Here is a 21,495-nt window from a genome sequence, read left to right as displayed (position 1 = left end):
ATACGTTAGGCATAGACGAAAATTTAAACATTTAAATATCAAAGAAATATAATAATGAAAGAACACCTACAAAGTAGAAGAGCATTCTTTAAGCAAAGTAGTTTAGGAGCATTGGGATTAACAATCCTTCCGTGGTCGCTAAAAGGTGTAGCTCCGAGCGACACCTTACGTGTGGCCCATATAGGTGTTGGAGGAATGGGCAATAGTCACATTAAATGGTTTGCCAATTTACCGGAGGTAAAGATTGTTGCACTATGTGACGTTGATCAAACACATCTGTCATCAAGTATCAGTAATCTGGCGAAGATACAACCGGATTTGAAAGTTGATACCTACGAGGACTTTCGACACATTTTGGACCGACAGGACATTGATGCCATTACATGTGCCACTCCCGATCATTGGCACGCAACCATTGGCACCTTGGCTTTTCAGGCTGGAAAAGATGTTTATGGTGAAAAGCCATTATCTTATGATGTTCGTGAAGGGCAAAAGATGTTGGCTGCCCAGCAAAAGTATAATCGCATATTTCAATTAGGTACGCAAATCCATGCGGGTGATAATTACCATAGAGTTGCAGAGATTATTCAATCAGGCGTACTTGGTGATATTCATACCGTACGATTATGGAAGACAGGTGGTTCTCCTGAATTAAAAATGACAAAGGGACAACCTGTACCAAGTACTTTGAACTGGGATATGTGGCAAGGGCCTGCGCCGGAAAGAGAGTACTTCCCAGAAAGATGTCATTTCACTTACAGATATTTCTTGGACTATTCAGGTGGGACGTTTGCAGATTTCTGGTGTCATATAGCTGATGTTGTATACATGTCGTTACGACCGAAGGGATTGAGATCCATAAGTGCTCGAGGAGAAAAAGCCAAAGGTCTATCTAACACTCCTGGATGGATAGATATTGATTACGAATTTGATGATCTCAACATTCACTGGACTACTGAACCACCTAATGTACCTGGGGCAAAAGATAGGAGTATTGGCGCCTATTTTGAAGGAGAAAAAGGAACATTGATATGTGACTATGGCACGCGGGAAATTACAATTAATGGAGAAACGGTGAGGGATCTTCCCGAAGTGCCTATTTCAATTCCGCGTTCTCCCGGACATCAACAGAACTTTGTTGATGCTGTTAAATCCCGATTGCAACCAGAGTCCAATTTACAATATGCGCGTGAGATGACACTCCCCATGCATCTTGGACTTATTTCCTGGAGGCTAGGGGAAACATTAAAATGGAATCCTAAAACGGAAAAATTCATTGGTAATAAAAAAGCAAATAGTTTACTCGGTCGCAAGGCGAGAAAAGCTTGGAAGTTGATATAATGAAATTGACAACCTTTTTTTAGCATCAGGTACGTCACAAATCAAAACAGATGAGAAAAAGCCACACTATTCTATTAAATTCTGCCTTAGTTGTCTGCTTTTCCCTATTTTTTTCTTGTACATCATCGGTGAAGAAAGAAAAAGAAGTTGTTGAAAAAAAGTCATTCGAGATATCAAACGAACAATTAGACAATTTAGGTATCACCAATAGAGATTCATTGAGTTCCGCGTCCAAAAGAGCATTAAAATGGCCTAATATTGGCAATGAATGGTTTATTGAATTTAGCGCACTTAAGCCACTCAAAGGCGATTTAGCTTATGAAGAAGGAGTAGTTCGTAGAGATCCAAGCGCCTTAATCTTTGAAAACGGAAAATATTACGTATGGTATAGCAAGAGCTTAGGTGAATCGCAAGGTTTTGGTGGTGACATTGAAAATGATAAAGTATTTCCCTGGGATCGATGTGACATTTGGTATGCAACATCAGTAGACGGTTGGACTTGGAAAGAAGAAGGGCCAGCTATTGTTCGAGGAGTAAATGGTGAATTCGATGACCGGTCGGTCTTTACGGTAGAGATAATGAAATATGAGAATATGTATTATTTGTGTTATCAGACCGTTCAATCTCCCTATACTGTTAGAGTTAAAAACCAAGTAGGATTGGCTTGGTCCGATTCTCCAGATGGTCCCTGGACGAAAAGTAAGCAGCCTATATTAAGTCCAGCCGACAATGGTATTTGGAAGGGTCTTGATCAAAACCGATTTTCGGTTGAAAAAAAAGGGGATTTTGATAGTCATAAGGTTCATGATCCTTGTATTATTCCTTACAATGGAAAATTTTATCTGTATTATAAGGGTGAACAGATGGGTGAAGAGATCACTTTTGGAGGTAGACAAATTAGGCATGGATTGGCAATAGCGGAAAACCCCCAAGGCCCATATATAAAATCGCCTTATAATCCAATTAGTAATAGTGGCCATGAAATTTGCGTGTGGGAATACAAAGATGGAATAGCATCATTAATTACTACTGATGGTCCTGAGAAAAACACCATACAATGGGCCAATGACGGTATCAATTTTGAAATTATGGCAGTTATCAAAGGGGCACCACATGCTATTGGATTAAATCGAAACGTAGATAATGGTAAAAATCCAACAGAAGTTTTACGTTGGGGGCTTTCTCACGTTTACAATAATTCCGATTATCAGAGTATTATGCGTTTCTCATCACAGCTTAAAACTGTTCATACAGCAAAAGGTGAAAAAGCTAAATAGTCCTGATTTCTGTATAGAAAAGATTGGGTCCCAATTTATTAATTTTATAAAATAAACAAGTGTAAACAATTATGTCGCCCACATGACTACACCTCGTTTACGCGAGACCGTTGTAAAATATTATGAACAAAGCAATTTCAATAATATCGATACTAATTGGATTTATTTCATTTGGACAGGAAATACAACTTGACCGAATTGATGAAATGGTAAAATCAATTGAATTGGATTCAACTCAGACTCTAACGGAATTCGACTGGAATGTATTGACTGGTATTACTACTGGGAGTAAAGGAATTCGGAGAATATGGACTAACGGAAAACATACTACTAAAATAGTTGAAGAAATTAAATTTCTTGACTACACAACGTGGACTACCATGTATTTGGAGAATGGAGTACCAATTAAAATTATAGAAAAAGAGGGGGGCTTTGAAAATTCCAAAAATGGACTTGATTACTCAAAACATATAGAAGTATTCTCGGCTGTGGTTTATGTTTTCGATTGGGAGAATGATAAAAGCAAAATCATTCGGAACGGAACGCGAGTCTTTACTGAAGTTAGTTGTTCTACTTTTGATTACGAAACTCTTCTTGAAAATATTCAAACGGAATAAAAACATTTTACAACAACACCAATAATCCATATCGGGTGGGTTTCCTAACAGAAATCCTTAACTTTATTTAATGGCTTGGACCTGGACGGTAAGGTCCTGCGGATATTTTCCGCAACAGATCAGAGCCGTTTACTGTAATTCAAACGCAGAAATGAAAATTAAGACCTTAAAAGGAATAGAAACAAAAGAAATTCTTAATACTTTCAATGAATCCTTTTCAGACTATTTTATTCCGTTTAGGTTAACAGAAGAACAACTGGATTCGAAAATGTTAGCCGATAAAGTAAAACTGAATCTATCAGTTGGAGTTTTCGAGAACGGAAATCTAATCGCTTTTATTCTGCATGGATTCGATGAAATCAATAGTGAAAAAATAGTATACAGCGGGGGAACGGGAGTTATTCCAAGAAAAAGAGGTTTAGGATTAACGAAACAGATGTATGGTTTCATTTTGCCTATTTTAAAAGAAAAAGGAATTGACAAATTATTCCTCGAAGTCATTTCTGAAAATATTCAAGCGATTAAATCGTATAAAAAATCTGAATATAAAATTGAAAGAGAATTATTGTGCTATAAAGGACAAATATCTATATCAAATACCAACAACAATATAAAAATTAAGAGATTACATAACTACAACTGGGATTTAATGGAATCGTTCTGGGATATCACCCCAACTTGGCAAAACTCTAAAAATGTTATAAATGGATTAAGGGATAGCATTGTATCAATAGGAGCATTTATTCAAAATCAGTTAACCGGTTATATTGTTTTCAACCCAAATAACAAAAGAATACTGCAAATAGCTGTCGATAAAAAATTTAGAAAAACCGGTATCGCCTCGACTTTAGTATCACAATTAGTAAAGAAATATGGCGATACACTCTCAATTATCAATGTAGATAAAAGCTCAAAACCTATAAATACTTTTTTAGAAGAAATAGGATTTGAAAAAAATCTGGAACAGTTGGAAATGAAACTGCAGCTGAATTATAGCTCGTGACTTTTGGTTATCTTAGTTTGTTGCTATGAGACCATGTACAATCACGTGAGTTATAATTTTCAGAAAGTGGATACTAATATTCGGGCAAAAGCTTTTTTCCACAACTATATCTTAGTTGAACAGTTAGCCTTCATTACAACCAACTAATAGAAAATATGAAATTCTTTAGAAAAATTAGACAAAAACTACTTACAGAAAGCAAATTCAGCAAGTATATGATTTATGCAGTTGGAGAAATAATACTGGTGGTCATTGGTATTTTGATAGCTCTGGCCATTAACAACCATAATGAAGAGAATAATAACATTGAACAAGAACAAGTGATTCTTAAACAACTTAAAACAGACTACAAAGCGAACTTACTTCAATTGGAGAATAAAATTGAAATGAGACGTAAACTAATCTCGGAAAGTCTCACTGTTTTGGATTTTACTTCAAAAAACATATCCATTAGTCAAGATTCTCTTTCAATGATATTTGCAACTTTTTTTATGGATCCAACCTTTGACCCTATTGAAAATGATTTGATGAATTTAGAAAATATCAAATTGATAAGAAACGATAGTCTAAAACAGCTACTTTCTCATTGGACCTCTGATTTTAATGCCTATAGTGAGTCTGAACAAATCCAACATGACCACTATATTTATGAAATTATACCTTTCATGAAAGAAGTTGGGATAATGCGTAATGCGAACCATGTATTTTGGAAAGAGAAGGAGCTTAGAATGGGGTTTTTGGACAAGGGAAAGAGTGACAAAATATTGACTATGGGAAAAAGTCCTAAAGAAATAGATGTTCAATCCATTTTAAAAGACCCACGTCTCGAAGGCCTGGCAACATTCATTTTTACATTTTCTCAAGTCTGTAATATAGAAGGACAGACACTTAAAGAGAAAATGCAAAAGACAATAGAAATGTTAGAGAACGAAATGGAATAAAAAATAACGAACGGCTGACATCCCCAGATAGTTCATTACGATGAAATTTTCTAAATTGAAATCTCCAACAAAAAGCTATCCTTAAATATGACTAGATTGTTCTAGCAACGAATCATTACAACAAACCTTAGCACAACCATTGAGCATAATTAAAACAAGACCTAATGAACAAAATTGAAACAAGACCTAATGAACAAAATTGAAAACAGATTATCAGAGTTGGGGATTCAACTTCCAGAAGTGCCAAAACCTGTCGCGAATTATATACCTGCAAAACGAACGGGAAACCTAATTTATGTAGCAGGACAAATTCCTGTTGAAAATGGAATCATAAAAAAAGGAAGACTTGGAAAAGATTTAAGTCTAGAAGAAAGTAAATATGCAACTAAACTTTGTGCAATTGGTTGTTTAGCCGCAATTAAGACTATTTGCCCATTAGACAGTGTAACCAGTATTGTCGCCATGCACGGATTAGTTAATTCTACTTCAGAAAACACAGAACAAGCCGATGCTATGAATGGTGCTTCTGATTTTGTTGTTGAAGTATTTGGAGAAATCGGAAAACATACTCGAACGGCAGTTGGAGTAAGTGTACCACACAATATTGCTGCTTCCGTTTATATGGTAGCTGAAGTTGAGGAATAAAAACAATGCTTTAGAGGTGTGCGATGGATTGCTTAAATGGCAATCAGTACAATTCCCTAAATTGGTTCCACACGAAAAAGTGATGAGGGTATAAAAACGCTAGCTAGAAAACGAAAAGAATGAAAAGAGAAGACATGTTCATTAATAGCTACTGAAGAATAGGGCTGCAAACTAGATAAAAGTTCTATGAGGACGACGTATAAAATGTGGAAAGATGGATTTATTCAATAACGAACCTATATCTAACATTCTACCAAAAGACGGGGAAGTAAATTACTATGGTCCGGTTTTGAACGTGGAAAAGGCGCAACATTATTTTGAAAATTTGCTAAGTACCATTCAATGGGAAAATGACAAAGCCATTATTTTCGGAAAATTGATTATTACCAAGCGAAAAGTAGCTTGGTACGGCGACAAGCCATTTAATTATACATATTCTAAAACAACAAAATCGGCTGTACCGTGGACCAAAGAACTGTTGGAATTAAAAGAAATAATAGAAAATAAAACTGGAGAAATTTTTAACTCCTGCCTCTTAAACTTATATCATAGCGGGGAAGAAGGCATGGCATGGCATAGTGATGGTGAAAAGGATTTAAAGAAGAATGGCGCAATTGGTTCATTAAGCTTTGGAGCTGAACGCAAGTTTTCATTTAAGCATAAAACCACAAAACAAACTGTTTCGATTATCTTGGAAAAAGGTAGTTTGTTGGTAATGAAGGGTGCCACCCAAACAAATTGGCTACACCGATTACCACCGACCAAAAAAACCAAAAAACCAAGAATTAATTTGACCTTTAGAACAATAGATTCTTGAGTCTTCACTTTAAGTAAAATGGTTTAGGTTAAACTGAAACTCTTATTTCTTAAACTTCGTTGTTTATTCTAATATCTCTACCGGAGTTAAAAGCTATCTCACGCTTTCTTTAAGCTTGTTCAATCCAAAATTCAATACCTTAATAAAAGCAGCTTTATCCCGAATATCGCAACTATAGCTTATTTTGTCTTTGTACAATAGCGAATTGTTCTTTGTGTTAAATACATAGAAGTTTAGGCTATTGTTGAATTGATTCTTAGAGCTGTAAGTTCTGATTTCGATGAACAATTGTTTTTCTCGATTCGAGGGTATAATGAGTTCACCAATGCTTTTTTCAAGTTTAACAATATGCGGTTTTTTAGGAAACATCTGGTGCATTCCTGGGCGTTTGGATGTAGATTGTTCACTTTGTGGTAAAAGCGAATAAATATTTGAAGTATTAGTCATTACATAGGAGTAATTTCTAACTTTTAATAGTGAATCAGGGAGTATTTCTACATTTGATAACCACTCTTTGACTATTGTTCTAGCAATTTTTGCATTGGTGTGTCTTATTATCTCTCTTTCCAATGAATCTGATCTAACACTTATTATGTTGTACGCATGTGAAAATGAAAGGTCTTTCAAATTCACCAATTCGTTCAATATTGCTTCAGAACTTTCAACATTGGGATTTTCCTGGCAATATTTTAAAGGAGGTAGTTTTGAGAATATTGTTTCTTTTGGTAAAGAACTACATGAGCAAATAAGTATGACAGTAAGAAAGAAAACTAAAAACCCTTTCATTCTGCCTATTTTTTCAAATACTTCTTATCAATATAAAAAGTGCCAAAAGGTAGGAGGGAAGCAACAAATAGAATAATAAATCTTTTAATACCCCATTTGCGTTCAATAGTCAATACAATGGCCAATACCAGGTATAGAACGAATAAAAAACCATGGGCATAACCAATATATTTGTTGGGTTCGCCAAGGCCAGCCAAATATTTTAAAGGCATACTTATAGCAAAAAGCGCCAAGTATGAAATACCTTCAAGAATTGCCGTAAATCTGAATGTTTTGAGCATAGGTCTTCTTTCTAAGGAAAAAGTATTAGAAATATAATGGGAAATAAGAGTCCGGCCAAAGCAAGTTTCCAACCTCTTTTCATAAAGCTGTTCTTTCCTTTGGTGATGAGCATTCCCGTGATTGCAATTATCAACATGGCAATTCCGAAAATATCGGAATACCAGATCCAGAATTTATTTGTGGTTTTATGCAAATACATTGTGTGTCCTAAAAAAGGGACTTTTCGCTTGTATTCTATTAAACCTTTCCCGGTAGTAATATCTGCATCGAGGATTACATTGTCTTTATAGTATATTCTCAAATCGTTATCTCGAATACGATGACTGTCATAGGATTCGGCCAATTCCCAGTTCTCAGATAACTTCGTTATATATTCCTTTGAATCCAATTGAGTCACGTCAGCGGGAATATCAAACTCCACTTCTTTGGTCTCATAGCTATAATCCATCGGATACCAATCCTGCCTGTGGTTTAAAACTATTCCTGAAAAGGAGAATGCCAAAATAAGCCCTAAATAAAAGTAAGCAATATCTCTATGGAGATTCCTGTTGGTAAGCTTCATAGATTATAGGTGGATTACTTCATCATACGCATCTGCAACAGCCTCCATAACAGCTTCACTCATGGTAGGGTGCGGGTGTACGGCTTTTAGCACTTCGTGTCCAGTAGTTTCCAGTTTGCGTGCTACTACAGCTTCTGCGATCATATCGGTTACACCAGCTCCAATCATATGGCAACCTAACCATTCGCCATATTTTGCATCGAAGATCACTTTGACGAATCCGTCAGAAGTACCTGATGCTTGGGCTTTTCCGCTAGCGGAAAAAGGAAATTTGCCAACTTTTATATCGTGTCCGGCATCTTTTGCTTGTTGCTCTGTGAGTCCCACAGAGGCAATTTCAGGGGTACAGTATGTACAACCTGGTATGTTACCATAATCCAATGCCTCAACATGCATTCCTGCTATTTTCTCAACACAAAGAATACCTTCAGCAGAAGCAACATGTGCTAAAGCCTGACCCGGTGTTACATCACCAATGGCGTAGTACCCCGGTATATTGGTTTGGTAATAATCATTGACCAAAATCTTATCTCTATCCGTGGCAATACCAACAGCTTCTAATCCTATGTTTTCAATATTGGTTTTGATGCCAACCGCAGAAAGTACAATATCAGCTTCCAAAATTTCTTCTCCTTTCGCTGTTTTTACTGTAGCTTTTACACCGTCACCAGAAGTATCTACTGATGTAACCTCAGCTGAGGTTTTTATTTTGATTCCGTTCTTTTTAAAGCTACGCTCCAATTGTTTTGAAACATCAATATCCTCTACAGGAACAATATTTGGTAAATATTCAACCACGGTAACTTCTGTACCCATGGCATTGTAGAAATAAGCGAATTCTATTCCTATCGCACCACTACCAACAACAATCATCTTTTTTGGCTGATGGTCCAACGTCATTGCCTCACGGTAACCGATTATTTTTTTACCATCTTGAGGTAAACTTGGCAATTCTCGACTTCTAGCCCCAGTTGCGATGATAATATGATTTGCGCTGTATTCGGTCTCTTTTCCTTCGGCATCTTTAACGGAAAGTTTTTTGCCAGATTTTAGGGTGCCAAAGCCATTAATGACTTCGATTTTATTCTTTTTCATTAGAAACTGAACGCCCTTACTCATTCCTTCCGCCACACCTCGACTTCTTTTGACAACAGCATCAAAATCTTTGTCAACACCATCGGCTTTGAGTCCGTAATCACCAGCATGTTGTAGATATTCAAAAACTTGAGCAGATTTTAATAAGGCTTTGGTAGGTATACATCCCCAATTTAGACAAACGCCACCAAGATTTTCTTTTTCAACGATTGCAGTTTTCAATCCCAGTTGAGACGCACGTATTGCAGTAACATATCCGCCTGGTCCACTTCCCAAAACAATAACATCAAAATTGCTCATATCTATATTCTTTGTTTTCAAATTTGAGGTGCAAAAATACAAAACCAAATGGTAGTATTTCAAATTACAATTCAAAATAACAAATTGTGAAGACTATGGGAAATTGGTAATAAAATTAACCGAAGGCGATAGTTATTTATTGAATTTTGAAGCATTGAACGCTTCTGATTCTCCTTTAGGTATAGACAATGAAATCCAATTTTCGCCTTTTATCATTTTACCCAAAAGAACGAGTTGTCCAACATGACTGGCATAGTGGGCCAATTGCCTGTTGGTGGCTTCTGGAATGGTATGGGCTTCATTTCTAATTTTGATTTTGGTATCAAAATTATCATCGTTCAAGGTGTCAAGAGCGTCGAACAAACACTGCCAGCCCTTTTCCCAAGCCTTAATCATTTCAATTTTGGTGGTAAAAGGGATCTCAAATTCAGTATCTCTGTGTCTCCAAGGTTTTTCACCATCTTCGGTTAGGAAATTGGTCCATCTACTGAGCATATTTCCAGAAATATGTTTTACAATCTGCGAAATGCTATTATCGGTATGTGATGAGGTCCAGAGGATTTCATCATTACCCAGTTGCGCAAAGGTTTTATCGCCCATGGTTTTATAACGACGAAATTCGAAAATCGCACTGTCTAAGTAGTTTCTGGCAAAATCCATATGAATCTTTGGTGTTTTATTTATTGCTTTCCTGAAGGTATAAATTTTAACGAGGCTCCATTAACACAATGCCTAAGCCCAGTCGTTTTGGAAGGTCCATCATTGAACACATGGCCTAAATGACCGCCGCAGGTTGCACAATGCTCTTCGGTTCTTTCATAACCAATGTCATAGTCAACATCATAAGCTACATTTCCTTCAATTTCCCTATCAAAACTTGGCCATCCAGAGCCTGAATCATATTTGTGTTCACTTTTGAAAAGTTCTGTATTACATGCCGCACATACATAAACCCCGGTTTTTTTATTATCCAGAACTGAGCTTGTCCAAGCTCTTTCCGTACCAGCTTTTCTTAATACATAGTATTGTAAATCCGTTAGTTCTTGTTTCCATTCTGAATCACTTTTGGAAACTTTGTACGTCGTTTCATCTTTCTTAGTGCTTGTTTTTTCCTGTGCATTCCCTTTACAACCAACCAATAATACACAACACACTAGTATTATATTCTTTATCATTTGTTTCTTTTTGAATTTTAGACGTGACAGAAACACGTTCCTTTCAAATATAAAACTCTAAAAACAAAAACCCCGCTCTATTAAAGCAGGGTTTTATTATTATCATTATTCTAACTAGTTTAACTTCACTTTTTGCACATCAGTCTCTTGAACTCCTAAAGTGTTCATAACCGCTTTTACATTGGATCTGTCCAATCTACTACCTGCGGCCAATTCTGCCGGTAAAATGGCTATCCTGAATATTTGCCCATCGGTGTCGCCTGAGGGTAAAGTAGCCAAATCAAAATTTGCTTCCATAAAAATGTTCACATCAAAAAAAGTGAAATCATAATTGTATTGTAATATTCCCTGGTCCAATAATCGGGTTTGAGGCAATAACCTCCATATGTCAACAGCCTCGCCATTAGCGTCCTCTGTTTGGTCCCATAAAATGTAAACTAAAACCACATCACTCTCAAAAACTTCAACTGTCTGAGGGAATTCGTAAAAGATACTATAATCGTCGGCAACAAAATCGCCTTCAATATCTATAACGTTTCCTAATATATTGACCCCATCTTGCCCATCTAGGCCATCTCTTCCGTCTAATCCATCTAATCCATCAAATCCTGCGGGCCCTTCACATGCCATAATAAACAACGATAAAAGTGCTCCGAGTACTATACTTATTTTTCTCATAATTGTGGTTTTAATTGTTCGTTTGTTCTGTATTTGAAGTTTCATTCAAAAAGCGTTCCACTTTTAGTCAAGAACAGATTTTTATTCACCGAAAACCTTTGCGAGCCAAAGTAAACACTTAATTATCATGCTCTTTATACAAAGTTGTTTAGTTTTGCCCAAAATACCATCCAATTATGTCGAAAGTTATTGTTCATTCTCTTTTTTCTGAGTTCGATATCGATTTATTTAAATCGGGAAAGCATTTTAAATTATATGAAAAACTTGGCTCACACCCTATCGAAGTAGATGGAAAAAAAGGTACATACTTCGCTGTTTGGGCGCCTACGGCAAAATCTGTTTCCGTGGTAGGTGATTTTAATGGATGGCAAGAAAATGAACATCAACTCAATGTTCGTTGGGATGAAAGTGGTATATGGGAAGGGTTTATCCCAGAGATTGGCCATGGTACACTATATAAGTATTCAATACACTCCAATAATTTTGGTATTGCAACCGAAAAGGCAGACCCATTTGCCAAATTTTGTGAACATCCCCCAAAAACAGCTTCAGTGGTTTGGGAGGCCGATTATAAATGGAAAGACAAAAAATGGATGGATACAAGGGAAGATAAAAATGCCTTGGATAAACCCTATTCCGTTTACGAAGTTCATTTAGGCTCCTGGAAACGAAATGAAAATGGCGATTTCCTATCTTATAAAGAGTTATCTCAAGATTTGGTGAAATATGTTAAGGATATGGGCTTTACGCATGTAGAATTCATGCCGATCATGGAATACCCTTATGATCCTTCTTGGGGTTATCAGCTAACAGGATATTTTGCCCCAACATCGCGCTTTGGGGATCCTGAGGAATTTAAGTTATTGGTAGACAAATTGCACCAGAATGGCATTGGGGTTATCCTTGATTGGGTGCCTTCACACTTTCCGGAAGATGCACACGGTTTAGGGTTTTTTGATGGGTCACATTTGTATGAACATCCCGATAGGAGAAAGGGATATCACCCAGATTGGAAAAGCTTGATTTTTAATTATGGACGAAATGAGGTTCGTGCATTTTTGATTAGTAATGCCCTTTTTTGGTTGGATCAGTATCATGTTGATGGTTTAAGGGTAGATGCAGTGGCATCGATGCTTTATTTGGATTACTCAAGAGAGGAAGGGGAGTGGGAACCCAATATGTATGGTAATAATGAAAACCTAGAGGCAATTTCATTTATAAGGGAATTGAATGAAACGGTATACGGAAGTTTTCCAGGTGTTCAGACCATTGCTGAAGAATCTACTTCATTTTCAATGGTGTCAAAACCGGTGAATATGGGTGGACTAGGTTTTGGGATGAAATGGATGATGGGATGGATGCACGATACTCTAGAGTATTTTAAGAAAGAACCCATCTATAGAAAACATCATCAGAACGATCTTACATTTAGCATGACCTACGCCTTTACAGAAAACTTTATGCTTCCGTTTTCACATGACGAGGTGGTTTATGGTAAAAAATCTCTTCTATATAGAATGCCTGGGGACGAGTGGCAGCAATTTGCGAATTTACGATTGCTGTACGGTTATATGTTCACGCACCCTGGTACAAACCTGATTTTTATGGGGGGCGAGTTTGGACAGAGTTCTGAATGGAATTATAACCAAAGTCTGGATTGGCATTTGACCCAGTATGATTTTCATTCCGGTATTCAAAAACTGATCAAAGACCTGAATAAGATTTATAAGACAAATCCTGCTCTTTATGAGAAGCAGTTCAGTCAAGAAGGATTTCAATGGATAGATTACGGAGATGGTGAAAATTCTGTATTAACATACCTAAGAAAAGGTCATCAAGAGGAAAACAATATAATAGTAGCCGCGAATTTTACTCCTGTGCCACGTAAAAACTATAGAATTGGAGTACCGAAAACTGGTGCATTAAAGGAAATATTCAACAGCGACGCCAAAAAGTATGGAGGCTCTGGGGCAAAGAATTCTGCCGTTAAAACAGAAAAAAAATCGTGTCATGGGTTTGATGATTCTATTGAGATTACCATTCCGCCCTTAGGAATTGTTATTTTTCAATAGCACTAATCAATTATATCGCAATAGTTGACAATTGGTCCCAATTCGTTTCACAATTACACCCTAAAGTGCGTATTTTGTTGCGCTTTAAACTTTAACCAAATATGATTACCAATACAGAATTAGAATATAAAGGGAATCTCTACCCCAACCAAATAGTAGACTTTAAGCAAGATGTAGATAAGTTCTACTTTACCACCAAAAATGGGGTCATTTTACAAATTACCGTGCTAAGAAACAGTGCGTTAAGGTTTAGGTATGCCACAGAGGGTGTCTTTCAACCAGATTTCTCATATGCCATAAGTGAAAATGCCAGTAGGGGATATAATCATTTAGAGGTTAGTGAAACGGAGACCGAGTATTTGATTGAAACCTCTAAAATCAAAGTTTTGGTGGATAAAAAATCGCTTCGTATTCAAATATCCGATATGGAGGGTAATATTATTAATGAAGATGAAATTGGTTTTCATTGGGAAGAAAACTACGAGTACGGTGGTAATACCGTAAAAATGAGTAAAATCACTCAAAATTCAGAGAGTTTCTACGGCATGGGTGATAAGGCAACACACTCGAATTTAAAAGGGAAAAGAGTCAATAATTGGTGTACAGACCAGTATGCATATGGTAAGGACCAGGATCCTTTGTATAAGGCCATTCCTTTTTATTGTGGTCTTCATAAAAACACTGCTTACGGTATTTTCTTTGACAATACTTTTAGAACACATTTTGATTTTGCCCATGAACGTAGAAATGTAACCAGTTTTTGGGCCGGTGGTGGCGAAATGAACTATTATTTCTTTTATGGCCCGGAAATGTCCAAGGTGATAAAGGCGTATACAAATTTAACGGGTACTCCAGAACTTCCACCGATGTGGGCCATGGGATATCATCAATCCAAATGGAGCTATTTTCCGGAAAGCAATGTTAAGGAATTGGCCACCAAGTTCAGGGACCTGAAAATACCTTGCGATGCCCTTTATTTGGATATTGATTATATGGATGGGTTTCGTTGTTTTACTTGGGATAAGGAAAAGTTTCCGGACCCCAAGAGAATGATCGGTGAACTAAATGAAGACGGTTTTAAGACCGTTGTTATGATAGATCCGGGAATTAAGATTGACAAGGATTATTGGGTGTACCAAGAAGCCATGGAAAATGATTATTTCTGTAAGCGTGGCGATGGACCTTATATGAAAGGTAAGGTTTGGCCAGGAGAGTGTCATTTCCCAGATTTCACTAACCCGAAGGTAAGGGAATGGTGGGCAGAGCTTTATAAAGAATTTATGTCTGAATTAGGTGTACATGCGGTCTGGAACGACATGAACGAGCCAGCCGTGATGGAAGTGCCATCAAAAACAGCACCTTTGGATACACGTCATAACTATGATGGTCATCCTTGTACACATCGTAAGGCGCACAATGTCTACGGTATGCAAATGGTAAGGGCTACCTATGAAGGAATCAAAAAATATGTATATCCGAAAAGACCATTCGTAATTACAAGAGCGGCCTATGCGGGTACCCAGCGTTATTCTTCAACATGGACAGGTGATAACGTTGCAACTTGGGAACATTTATGGTTGGCCAATGTACAGATGCAACGTATGTGTATGAGCGGTATGTCATTTGTAGGTTCCGATATTGGGGGATTTGCCGAGCAACCTAACGGGGAATTATTTGCACGTTGGATTCAATTAGGGATTTTCCACCCCTTTTGTCGCGTACATTCCAGTGGTGATCATGGAGACCAAGAGCCTTGGTCTTTCGATAGCGATGTAACTGATATTGTTCGGAAGTATATTGAACTTCGCTACCAATTATTACCATACCTGTATACGATGTTCTGGAAATACTCCAAACATGGTATACCTATGTTGAAGCCTTTGGTTTATTTTGATCAAGAGGATACACAGACCCATTTTAGGACAGATGAATTTATTTTTGGAGAGCAGATTTTGGTTTGTCCTGTTCAAGAACCTAATGCTCAAGGAAGACGAATGTATATTCCACGAGGAAAATGGTACAATTATTGGAACAATGAAATTGTAGAAGGTGGAAAAGAACAATGGGTAGAAGCTGATATTGATATAATTCCACTTTTTGTAAAAGAAGGAGCTATCATACCTAGATTCCCGGTACAGCAATATGTAGGTGAATTGGATATTAAAGAGTTGGATTTGGATGTGTACTATAAATTGGGCACTGAAAACTCAACGGTCTATGAAGATGAGCAAGATGGGTATGATTATAAAAAAGGACAGTATAGCTTAAGAAATTTTAAGTTAAAAGGAAAGGAAAAACGCCTTGTGATCCAACAGTTTAAGGATGGGACATTTGTAACATCGTATGATACTTTCAGGATCAATTTAAGAGGTCTTCCTTTTGAAATAGGAGTAGTTGAAGTAGATAATGAAGAGGTGCCGTTAGATCAGGTAAAACCTAATGGTGGCAATGTTATAGAGGTTAATAAAGATTTTACCCAATTGCTTATTAAAGGGAAATAAATTTTTGTATTTTAACAAAACTAAACACTATAATAAAATGAAAAAATTAGTATTGATAATTGCCATTTTCATGGGAGTGGCGGCTTGTAAGGTTAACCCCTTTACAGGTAAAAAAGTACTTAACTTTTATCCAAACAGCCAAATTTTCCCCATGGCGTTTGCCCAGTATGATCAATTTCTAAATGAGAACAATGTAGTTGAAAATACTGCGGAAGCTCGAATGATTACCAATGTGGGCCAACGAATTTCTTCAGCTGCTGAACGTTGGCTGGCTGCCAATGGACATCCTGGATATCTAAGTGATTATAAATGGGAGTATAATCTAGTTAATGATAAAACGGTGAATGCTTGGTGTATGCCAGGAGGAAAAATTGTTTTTTATACCGGAATATTGCCTATTACCCAATCCGAACGTGGAATTGCAGTGGTAATGGGCCATGAAGTTGCCCATGCCTTGGCAGATCATGGTGCCCAGCGTATGAGTGCGGGTACTTTGCAACAAGTTGGTGCTATTGCAGGGAATATTGCCATTAAAGATGAGCAAACAAGGAATATGTTCAACCAGGCATATGGTTTGGGTTCAACGATAGGTTTAATGCTTCCATTTAGCAGAAGTCATGAAACAGAGGCTGATCTCATTGGTTTGCAGATTATGGCCATCGCTGGTTATGACCCAACTGAGGCTGCTGAACTCTGGAAAAGAATGAAAGCAAATAGTGGAGGACAAGCTCCGCCAGAGTTTTTGAGTACACATCCATCAAATGATACTAGAATTGCCAATTTAACTGAATGGGCACCTTCGGCTAAACAAGAGGCCATGAAATTTGGTGTTACCACATTTAAGTGATTAGGTGATTGAATTGTATTAGTGCAATAATCGTATATTGAAAGCTGTTCTGAAAAGAACAGCTTTTTTTTGACCCTATTTTTTAAGCAAATTTATGACAAGAGCATTAGCCATTAAGGGCAGTAAAAAATTATTGAATGCCTGGGCATTTTACGATTGGGCCAACTCGGTATATAGTCTGGTTATTTCATCTGCTATTTTCCCCATTTTTTATGGAGCATTATTTAGGGTAGCTGGGATTGAAAAGGTAACCATTTTTGGTGGTGAAATAGCGAGGGCACCACTCATAAGTTATGTTACTTCTTTGGCCTTCGTCTTTATTGCAATTGTAACCCCTTTAATCGCTGGTATTTCAGATTATCTTGGGAACAAGAGGTTGTTTCTGAAAATATTCTGTTATCTGGGCGGTATTTCCTGTATAGGTCTTTACTGGTTTTCTTTGGATAATATTTATCTGGGATTGATTTGTTACTTCTTTGGATTGGTTGGGTTCTGGGTAAGTTTTGCAATAAACAACTCCTATTTGCCTGACGTGGCATTCCCGGAACAACAGGACGGAATCAGCGCAAAGGGATTTTCATTGGGGTATACTGGGAGCGTAATTCTTCTTTTATTCAATTTGGCGATGGTAATGAAACCTGACTTCTTTGGAATTGAAAGTGATGCCGGTGGAGCAGCTGAAATAAAGGCAATGAAATATTCCTTTGTGACTGTGGGTATCTGGTGGATCATTTTTAGTCAGTATACGTTTTTTCATTTACCAAAAGGTTTTAAAAAGGAGGGCAAAAGAGATCATATTATTTTAAACGGGTTTAAAGAGTTGAAAATGGTCTGGCATCAATTAGGTAATGAAATAAGATTAAAGCGCTATTTGGCCGCTTTCTTCGTCTATAGCATGGCAGTACAGACCGTAATGTTGATAGCTACTTATTTTGGTGAAGAGGAAATTCAGTGGGGCTCAGATTCTGAGCGCACCACAGGACTTATCGTTAGTATTTTGGTTATTCAGATCGTTGCAATATTTGGAGCTACGGCCACAGCCTTTGCTTCAAAGAAATTTGGGAATATTAAAACTCTTATCGCGGTGAACATACTCTGGGTCATTATCTGTATCTACGCATATTTTGTGATTACTCCACTGGATTTTTACATAGCTGCGGGATGCGTGGGAATGGTAATGGGTGGTATTCAAGCACTTTCTAGGTCAACTTATTCTAAATTCATTCCTGAAACTACCGATACGGCATCATTCTTTAGTTTTTATGATGTAGCCGAAAAGGTAGGCATTGTAATAGGTACATTTTTATATGGATTTGTAGCCCAATATTCTGGAAGTATGCGAAATGCAATTATTTTTCTTGGGCTGTTCTTTTTAGTTGGAATGTTTCTTTTGACAAGGGTGAACAGAATAAAGGAATAAAAAAAATCCCGACGAAACCGTCAGGATTTTTTCTTGATTGTTGTTCGCTTTTTGATTATGCTTTAGTAATATCTCCAGAACCAGAGGTTTTAGTATCTACTTTTTCTGGATTTCCTTTATAATGAATATCCCCAGAACCAGAAACTCTTGCTTTTAACCTTTCTTTGGCTGTAACTTTAATATCGGCAGAACCGGAAACCGTGGCATCAACATTGTCAGCATCTAGATCATAAGCCTTAATATCACCACTTCCAGAAATTGTTACATCAAAGTCAGTTGTAGAACCACTTAAATTAATATCTCCTGAACCAGACATTGATGCATTTATTGAACTGGCTTCGATCGCCAATGTAATGTCCCCTGAGCCCGACATAGAGGTTTTAAATTTTCCGGCCTTGATTGTCTTTTTTCCAACGATATCTCCTGACCCAGAAAGTGAAACAGCATTAATACTCTCAACTGGCACGGTAACGTGAATCCCATCTTTCCAATTTGAAGGTTTCAAATTATAACCTTTTTCAACTTTTATGACCAATTTACCGTCTTTGACTTCTGTCTTGATATGTTCCAATAAATTAGATTCCCCTTTTAAGGTGACATTACCTTCATTACCATCTACAAGATCAACATCAAACCAACCAGATACCGCTACGGCATCATAGTCCCCCGTTGATCTATCTATGGTGACCACCTTACCATTTCCGTTTACTTTTTTGCCCCATTGAGCTGAGCAAGAGACTGTAAATAATACTACTAAACTAAGTGTTGCTAATTTTTTCATGATTGTGTTATTTATGATTGATATAGTTATTTACTGATTCTTTGAGAAAGATACTCCACCGTATTCACTATCTATTGAGACCGAATTGCCACTATTGGCACTTCCATAATAGCCTTTGTAATATCTGTTATTTGATTTCTCAGTACTGATGTTTATTTCAAAATCATCTTTGCCACTTACACCTGCATACTCTGTTCTTATTTCAAAATCAAAATGATACCCTGGGGAATACCCTATTTTAACACCTGTATAATCGGAATTAACACGTAAGTTACCCGCATCTTCTGCCATATTTTTAATCCTAAGGGAGCCATAATCAGCATTTACATCCACATCACCATGTATGGTGCCTAATTTTACGTTGATGTAATCACCATTACCTTCAACATTATTGGCTTCCCCAACTTCAATATTACCATAATCACTTGAGTATTGAAGGTTCTCCATTTGACTAATTGTAGAGTTGGTATAATCTGCATTTACCTTTAAGTCTCCTGCTTTTTCAATAGTGAAGCCTGAATAATCTGCTTTTATTTCACCGCTGTTTATGTATTCTATGCTTGATTTTGAAGTGTAGTCAAAATTCAAATAGTTATTTCTTCCTCTTAGTTCGCCAATTTCTAATCTACCGTAATCACAGTTTATTTTGGCATGTCCATCTACACGGTCCAATATGATATTGCCATAATCATTGTTCAAATGAACACTGTTTTTAATTGGCATTTTTATGGTATAGTTAATTTGCATATTCACATTATTGTTGCCCCAGTTCCAACCCCAACTACTTTTGTTTTTGTTGAATATGGTTTTGGCCGATACCATTGAATTGGAAGCTTCAAAATCAACCGTGATATTATCCAATTTCTTCTGCACCTTATCTTCGTTGTTTCCGCTGGTTTTAATATGAACCTCAATAACAACCCTATCCTCATTCCAAGAAGTTAGGTTAAGGTTACCGTAACTGTTGTTTATTTTCAAAAGGGCATCAGCGTTAACATCATATTCCTTTTTTATGGTTTTTTCCTTAGTGTATTTTCCTTTGATCTTCCCGTTATTGGCAGAAAGAATCATTGGAGCTGTCATAAGTAATACAGCTGCGTATTTAAATAGTAAAGTTTTCATCATTGTAATTTTTTAAATTCTTGATTGTTTCAATTTGATTGATGACGTCTTGTAAGAGGTCTATTCTTGTTTGAAAGTTGGTTATCATGGCGCTTAAAAGCAATTTATCATTACCACCATTGATCAAGTCGGTCTCCAACTGTTTATAATTGGTTTCCAATTTTTTCAATTGGATCATTGTATCGCTAATGATTTTTTGTGCTTCAGGGGAACTTTCATTTTCAAGTAGTTTTATCTGATCTTCTATAAGACTGGCAAAATATACTTGTGTATTGCTTACTTCCGGAGAAATTTGTGCAACTTGTTCATTTATGGTTGGTCTAGAATTGTACATTCCAATGGCCACTAGACAAAGAACAGCTACAGAGGCGGCGATAGATAATGGCCTCCACCAATTCTTTTTCTTTTTTTGCAGCGTTACCACCCCGTTGGCATTATTCAGTTTATTTAAAAACCGTTCTTTATGCCCTGCTTTTGGCTCCTCTATATCAAAAGTACCTTCCAGTCCTTCGAATATGTCCTTAAAATCATCCTTTTCCATTAGTAAGCATTTATCATTTTTTTACGTAAACTTTCCTTTGCCCTTGAAATTGTTGTTCGGCAATTGGCATAACTTATGTTCATTATGGTACTGATCTCTTCATAATCATACCCTTCTATTAAATGTAAGGTCAAAGAAATTCTGTAATTATCTTTTAACCGTTTCATGGTCTCCATCACTTTTTGAGCCTTCTGTTCTGTGAACACATGATCCGAAGCAATTCCGTCATTATCTTCGACCTTGTACATTATGTCATCGAGTGCAACCTCATTTTTCTTTTGTTGCTTTCGGTAATGATATATACTGTTGTTAATAACAATACGTTTTAACCAGGATCCAAAAGTTACTTCGCCTTTGAATGTATGCAGCTTCGTAAACGCGTTCAAAAACGATTCTTGCATTACATCTTCGGCTTCGGCACTGTCTTTTACAATTCGCACCGATGTGTTGTACATGGCTTTATAATAGCGGTTGTAAACTTCCATTTGTGCACTTTGGCTCCCTTCAAGACACAATTGTATCAAGTCATCAGTATGTAATCTCTCGTGGCTCAAAAAGTGATAGATTTTGTTTAATAGATGACCCAATTTAGCCATTGTTACAGTTTCTCGGAAATATTTGCCCCGATTGGCATAACAATTGCAAAATATGGTTGATTATGATGTGTTCTTATGTGCAAAAACAATAGGCAT

At 36.9% G+C, this 21,495-nt stretch carries 22 protein-coding genes; 11 read left to right on the top strand and 11 right to left on the bottom strand.

Translation table 11 applies throughout. The features are described 5' to 3' along the window. The first annotated feature begins 54 nt into the window (after nt 1–54). From FB2170_RS16275 to FB2170_RS16245, 7 genes are all read left to right on the top strand, one after another. Nucleotides 55–1,341: a Gfo/Idh/MocA family protein gene (locus FB2170_RS16275; protein WP_013307700.1), complete on the top strand. Its 1,287-nt coding sequence runs from the start codon at nt 55–57 to the stop codon at nt 1,339–1,341. Nucleotides 1,342–1,469: 128 nt separating this feature from the next. After that, nucleotides 1,470–2,618: a glycoside hydrolase family 117 protein gene (locus tag FB2170_RS16270; protein ID WP_013307699.1), complete on the top strand. Its 1,149-nt coding sequence runs from the start codon at nt 1,470–1,472 to the stop codon at nt 2,616–2,618. 122 nt (nt 2,619–2,740) lie between these two features. Continuing rightward, a complete protein-coding gene (locus tag FB2170_RS16265; RefSeq protein WP_013307698.1) occupies nt 2,741–3,235 on the top strand; it encodes a hypothetical protein in 495 nt (164 codons plus the stop codon). A 151-nt stretch (nt 3,236–3,386) separates the two neighbouring features. Continuing rightward, nucleotides 3,387–4,238, top strand: coding sequence for a GNAT family N-acetyltransferase (locus FB2170_RS16260; protein ID WP_013307697.1), 852 nt, complete (start codon nt 3,387–3,389; stop codon nt 4,236–4,238). Between the two features lie 155 nt (nt 4,239–4,393). Then, nucleotides 4,394–5,179 carry a DUF6090 family protein gene (locus FB2170_RS17090; RefSeq protein WP_013307696.1) on the top strand — a complete coding sequence of 262 codons (786 nt, stop codon included), beginning with the start codon at nt 4,394–4,396 and terminating at the stop codon, nt 5,177–5,179. A gap of 189 nt (nt 5,180–5,368) precedes the next feature. Further along, entirely contained in the window at nt 5,369–5,824 is a 456-nt protein-coding gene (locus tag FB2170_RS16250; RefSeq protein ID WP_013307695.1) for a RidA family protein, read from the top strand. A 214-nt stretch (nt 5,825–6,038) separates the two neighbouring features. Next, nucleotides 6,039–6,641, top strand: a complete 603-nt coding sequence (locus FB2170_RS16245; protein WP_013307694.1) for an alpha-ketoglutarate-dependent dioxygenase AlkB family protein — start codon at nt 6,039–6,041, stop codon at nt 6,639–6,641. A 93-nt stretch (nt 6,642–6,734) separates the two neighbouring features. Here the strand turns inward: FB2170_RS16245 and FB2170_RS16240 are convergent, their stop codons facing one another. The 7 genes from FB2170_RS16240 to FB2170_RS16210 form a co-directional block, all read right to left on the bottom strand. After that, a complete protein-coding gene (locus FB2170_RS16240; RefSeq protein WP_013307693.1) occupies nt 6,735–7,427 on the bottom strand; it encodes a hypothetical protein in 693 nt (230 codons plus the stop codon). Nucleotides 7,428–7,432: 5 nt separating this feature from the next. After that, entirely contained in the window at nt 7,433–7,708 is a 276-nt protein-coding gene (locus tag FB2170_RS16235; protein WP_013307692.1) for a DUF3817 domain-containing protein, read from the bottom strand. Between the two features lie 11 nt (nt 7,709–7,719). Next, the gene (locus tag FB2170_RS16230) at nt 7,720–8,271 is read right to left on the bottom strand and encodes a PepSY-associated TM helix domain-containing protein (RefSeq protein ID WP_013307691.1); all 552 of its coding nucleotides are present in this window, start codon (nt 8,269–8,271) and stop codon (nt 7,720–7,722) included. Nucleotides 8,272–8,274: 3 nt separating this feature from the next. Further along, nucleotides 8,275–9,666: a dihydrolipoyl dehydrogenase gene (gene lpdA / locus FB2170_RS16225; protein WP_041632915.1), complete on the bottom strand. Its 1,392-nt coding sequence runs from the start codon at nt 9,664–9,666 to the stop codon at nt 8,275–8,277. Between the two features lie 132 nt (nt 9,667–9,798). Beyond that, nucleotides 9,799–10,326: a DUF1572 domain-containing protein gene (locus FB2170_RS16220; protein ID WP_013307689.1), complete on the bottom strand. Its 528-nt coding sequence runs from the start codon at nt 10,324–10,326 to the stop codon at nt 9,799–9,801. 20 nt (nt 10,327–10,346) lie between these two features. Beyond that, nucleotides 10,347–10,841 carry a peptide-methionine (R)-S-oxide reductase MsrB gene (gene msrB, locus FB2170_RS16215; protein WP_041632914.1) on the bottom strand — a complete coding sequence of 165 codons (495 nt, stop codon included), beginning with the start codon at nt 10,839–10,841 and terminating at the stop codon, nt 10,347–10,349. 114 nt (nt 10,842–10,955) lie between these two features. After that, nucleotides 10,956–11,519: a hypothetical protein gene (locus tag FB2170_RS16210; RefSeq protein ID WP_041633283.1), complete on the bottom strand. Its 564-nt coding sequence runs from the start codon at nt 11,517–11,519 to the stop codon at nt 10,956–10,958. Nucleotides 11,520–11,695: 176 nt separating this feature from the next. Here FB2170_RS16210 and glgB point away from each other — a divergent pair, with 176 nt between their 5' ends. The 4 genes from glgB to FB2170_RS16190 all read left to right on the top strand — a co-directional run bounded on the left by glgB (nt 11,696) and on the right by FB2170_RS16190 (nt 18,359). Beyond that, nucleotides 11,696–13,591 carry a 1,4-alpha-glucan branching protein GlgB gene (glgB, locus tag FB2170_RS16205; protein WP_013307686.1) on the top strand — a complete coding sequence of 632 codons (1,896 nt, stop codon included), beginning with the start codon at nt 11,696–11,698 and terminating at the stop codon, nt 13,589–13,591. A 101-nt stretch (nt 13,592–13,692) separates the two neighbouring features. After that, entirely contained in the window at nt 13,693–16,092 is a 2,400-nt protein-coding gene (locus FB2170_RS16200; protein WP_013307685.1) for a glycoside hydrolase family 31 protein, read from the top strand. Nucleotides 16,093–16,129: 37 nt separating this feature from the next. Further along, nucleotides 16,130–16,939: a M48 family metallopeptidase gene (locus FB2170_RS16195; RefSeq protein WP_013307684.1), complete on the top strand. Its 810-nt coding sequence runs from the start codon at nt 16,130–16,132 to the stop codon at nt 16,937–16,939. A gap of 94 nt (nt 16,940–17,033) precedes the next feature. Beyond that, a complete protein-coding gene (locus FB2170_RS16190; RefSeq protein WP_013307683.1) occupies nt 17,034–18,359 on the top strand; it encodes an MFS transporter in 1,326 nt (441 codons plus the stop codon). A gap of 55 nt (nt 18,360–18,414) precedes the next feature. Here FB2170_RS16190 and FB2170_RS16185 read toward each other — a convergent pair whose 3' ends face one another. The 4 genes from FB2170_RS16185 to FB2170_RS16170 are packed head-to-tail and all read right to left on the bottom strand — an operon-like array spanning nt 18,415 to nt 21,399. After that, nucleotides 18,415–19,140, bottom strand: coding sequence for a head GIN domain-containing protein (locus tag FB2170_RS16185; protein WP_013307682.1), 726 nt, complete (start codon nt 19,138–19,140; stop codon nt 18,415–18,417). A 30-nt stretch (nt 19,141–19,170) separates the two neighbouring features. Continuing rightward, nucleotides 19,171–20,262: a hypothetical protein gene (locus FB2170_RS16180; RefSeq protein WP_041633282.1), complete on the bottom strand. Its 1,092-nt coding sequence runs from the start codon at nt 20,260–20,262 to the stop codon at nt 19,171–19,173. Next, entirely contained in the window at nt 20,243–20,803 is a 561-nt protein-coding gene (locus FB2170_RS16175) for a hypothetical protein (protein WP_013307680.1), read from the bottom strand. The genes FB2170_RS16180 and FB2170_RS16175 overlap by 20 nt, the downstream gene beginning before the upstream one ends. Beyond that, the gene (locus FB2170_RS16170) at nt 20,803–21,399 is read right to left on the bottom strand and encodes an RNA polymerase sigma factor (protein WP_013307679.1); all 597 of its coding nucleotides are present in this window, start codon (nt 21,397–21,399) and stop codon (nt 20,803–20,805) included. The genes FB2170_RS16175 and FB2170_RS16170 overlap by 1 nt, the downstream gene beginning before the upstream one ends. Between the last annotated feature and the right edge of the window lie 96 nt (nt 21,400–21,495).

The sequence above is a fragment of the Maribacter sp. HTCC2170 genome (genome assembly GCF_000153165.2).
Taxonomy (GTDB): domain Bacteria; phylum Bacteroidota; class Bacteroidia; order Flavobacteriales; family Flavobacteriaceae; genus Maribacter_A.
Note: the sequence above shows the minus strand (reverse complement) of the source record. Positions and strands in the feature narration are given on the sequence as shown.

What these genes read in the sequence shown, in the direction of transcription:
- FB2170_RS16275 (WP_013307700.1), top strand. Translation starts at nt 55, where the DNA reads ATGAAAGAACACCTACAAAGTAGAAGAGCATTCTTTAAGCAAAGTAGT.
- FB2170_RS16265 (WP_013307698.1), top strand. Translation starts at nt 2,741, where the DNA reads ATGAACAAAGCAATTTCAATAATATCGATACTAATTGGATTTATTTCA.
- FB2170_RS16260 (WP_013307697.1), top strand. Translation starts at nt 3,387, where the DNA reads ATGAAAATTAAGACCTTAAAAGGAATAGAAACAAAAGAAATTCTTAAT.
- FB2170_RS17090 (WP_013307696.1), top strand. Translation starts at nt 4,394, where the DNA reads ATGAAATTCTTTAGAAAAATTAGACAAAAACTACTTACAGAAAGCAAA.
- FB2170_RS16250 (WP_013307695.1), top strand. Translation starts at nt 5,369, where the DNA reads ATGAACAAAATTGAAAACAGATTATCAGAGTTGGGGATTCAACTTCCA.
- FB2170_RS16245 (WP_013307694.1), top strand. Translation starts at nt 6,039, where the DNA reads ATGGATTTATTCAATAACGAACCTATATCTAACATTCTACCAAAAGAC.
- FB2170_RS16240 (WP_013307693.1), bottom strand. Translation starts at nt 7,427, where the DNA reads ATGAAAGGGTTTTTAGTTTTCTTTCTTACTGTCATACTTATTTGCTCA.
- FB2170_RS16235 (WP_013307692.1), bottom strand. Translation starts at nt 7,708, where the DNA reads ATGCTCAAAACATTCAGATTTACGGCAATTCTTGAAGGTATTTCATAC.
- FB2170_RS16230 (WP_013307691.1), bottom strand. Translation starts at nt 8,271, where the DNA reads ATGAAGCTTACCAACAGGAATCTCCATAGAGATATTGCTTACTTTTAT.
- lpdA (WP_041632915.1), bottom strand. Translation starts at nt 9,666, where the DNA reads ATGAGCAATTTTGATGTTATTGTTTTGGGAAGTGGACCAGGCGGATAT.
- FB2170_RS16220 (WP_013307689.1), bottom strand. Translation starts at nt 10,326, where the DNA reads ATGGATTTTGCCAGAAACTACTTAGACAGTGCGATTTTCGAATTTCGT.
- msrB (WP_041632914.1), bottom strand. Translation starts at nt 10,841, where the DNA reads ATGATAAAGAATATAATACTAGTGTGTTGTGTATTATTGGTTGGTTGT.
- FB2170_RS16210 (WP_041633283.1), bottom strand. Translation starts at nt 11,519, where the DNA reads ATGAGAAAAATAAGTATAGTACTCGGAGCACTTTTATCGTTGTTTATT.
- glgB (WP_013307686.1), top strand. Translation starts at nt 11,696, where the DNA reads ATGTCGAAAGTTATTGTTCATTCTCTTTTTTCTGAGTTCGATATCGAT.
- FB2170_RS16200 (WP_013307685.1), top strand. Translation starts at nt 13,693, where the DNA reads ATGATTACCAATACAGAATTAGAATATAAAGGGAATCTCTACCCCAAC.
- FB2170_RS16195 (WP_013307684.1), top strand. Translation starts at nt 16,130, where the DNA reads ATGAAAAAATTAGTATTGATAATTGCCATTTTCATGGGAGTGGCGGCT.
- FB2170_RS16190 (WP_013307683.1), top strand. Translation starts at nt 17,034, where the DNA reads ATGACAAGAGCATTAGCCATTAAGGGCAGTAAAAAATTATTGAATGCC.
- FB2170_RS16185 (WP_013307682.1), bottom strand. Translation starts at nt 19,140, where the DNA reads ATGAAAAAATTAGCAACACTTAGTTTAGTAGTATTATTTACAGTCTCT.
- FB2170_RS16180 (WP_041633282.1), bottom strand. Translation starts at nt 20,262, where the DNA reads ATGAAAACTTTACTATTTAAATACGCAGCTGTATTACTTATGACAGCT.
- FB2170_RS16175 (WP_013307680.1), bottom strand. Translation starts at nt 20,803, where the DNA reads ATGGAAAAGGATGATTTTAAGGACATATTCGAAGGACTGGAAGGTACT.
- FB2170_RS16170 (WP_013307679.1), bottom strand. Translation starts at nt 21,399, where the DNA reads ATGGCTAAATTGGGTCATCTATTAAACAAAATCTATCACTTTTTGAGC.